Genomic DNA, 1,581 nt, shown 5'->3' with positions numbered 1-1,581 from the left:
GGTTGATTTCCGATCTCAGCCGAACACTTTGAGCGGATAGGCCGTTCCCGCAGCTAGCCGAACGCCCCCGAGGCCCCATCCGGGACCCGGGGGCGGCATTTTCCCAGTTGAAGGAACGGTGGAGATGTGTTTCGATGGGTCCGGTGGCCATGCTCCGCCCGCCGCCCGGCACCTCTTCCCAGACTCAGCCGGACGGTCGGTCCGTCTATTCCGTTTTTCCTCTAGGCTAGGCCAGCGGGGCATCGCCCCTCTCTGCGCGCGCCCTCTCGATGAGCCCCGGCGTCAGGTCGAGATCGCCGAGCGGCACGTCCCCCACGCCGTAGGCGTCCAGCAGCGCCGCCGCGTCCTCCCCGAGCATCGCCCTGAAGGCGCGCGCGGGCGTCGCGAAGCCGAGCGCGCCGCGGGGCTCGGAGTTCACGTGCGACATGGCGAGCGCCAGGTCGGCCGGGGCGAGCCGGTCGAACCTGATTCCGGCGCCCTTGGGCAGCAGCTTCCTGATCTCGACGTGGTTGCGCTCGCAGGCGCCCTTCTGGTCGCTGCGCCCGGGGTCGCAGTAGAACAGCCTCGTCTCGCCCGGCCCCTCGCCGATGAGCGCCGCGATGGCGCCCTCGTCGGAGAACTCCGCGCCGTTGTCGGTGAGCACGGCGCGGAAGACCCTGCCCATGCCGTCGGCGCCGAGGATGGCCCGGACGCCCTCCAGGGCGTCCGCGACGCGCCCGGCGGTCTTCTCCTCCAGCGGCAGCGCGAGCTGGAGCCTGCTGGGTCGGTGCAGCAGCGTGAGCAGGCAGGCGGAGTCCTCCCGGGCCCCCTCGACGGTGTCCATCTCCCAGGCCGCGGCGCACGCGTCCTCCCCGAGGGCGAGGAACGCGGCATGCGACCTGCGGGCGGAGTGGCGCGTGGCCGCCCGGCCCGCGGCGCGCTTCCTCGGCCTGTAGCCGACCTTGCGCCTGAGCTCCATGTTGGTCATGCCGTCGTAGCCCGCCGAGACCCAGCGGTAGATGGTCGACGGCGACAGGTCCACCGGGCCGCCGTTGCGCGCCGCCATCTGCTCGGGCGACAGCCCCCGGCGCAGGCAGTCCCTTATCGCCTCCAGCCTGGCCGCCGCGGCGGGCTCGTCGGCGTCTATCCCGCGCCTGGACGAGGCGAGGACCGAGTCGGCGCACAGCTGCGCGGCCCGGGCCTCGTAGAAGACGTGGGGGCGGCGCTTGCAGCCGATCGCGCGGTACCGCCCGCACCCGTTGCAGCATCGCGGCCACGCCGCCAGGCGCGGGCAGGCCGCCGACAGGTCGGCGGAGGCGTCCACGCGCTCGCCGCGCCTGGCCTTCGGCGCCGTCACGAACCTGTGCGACGCCACCTCGGCGCTCACCGTCGAGGGCGACCTGCCCAGCTCCCTCGCGATCTCCCTGCACGACGCCCTGCGCTCCAGCATCCTCTGGACCGTGTCCCGCTCGTGCCTCGTGAGCCTTCCGTAGGACCTCGGGACCGCCCTCGCGGAGCCCTTTCTCTTCTTTCCGGACATGCCGTCCTCCGATCTCCCGGGGCCGGCCGGCCCGGCCCTCAGGGTATCGGGTTCCCACATTC

The 1,581-nt window shown here is 72.9% G+C and carries 1 protein-coding gene; it reads right to left on the bottom strand.

The window, feature by feature from the left end; genetic code table 11:
* Positions 1–226 precede the first annotated feature (226 nt).
* Positions 227–1,519: an IS30 family transposase gene (locus AB5758_RS09660; protein ID WP_368155545.1), complete on the bottom strand. Its 1,293-nt coding sequence runs from the start codon at positions 1,517–1,519 to the stop codon at positions 227–229.
* Positions 1,520–1,581: the final 62 nt, after the last annotated feature.

This window comes from Collinsella aerofaciens (assembly GCF_040926405.1).
GTDB lineage: Bacteria > Actinomycetota > Coriobacteriia > Coriobacteriales > Coriobacteriaceae > Collinsella.
This window is presented reverse-complemented; position numbering and strand designations above follow the sequence as displayed.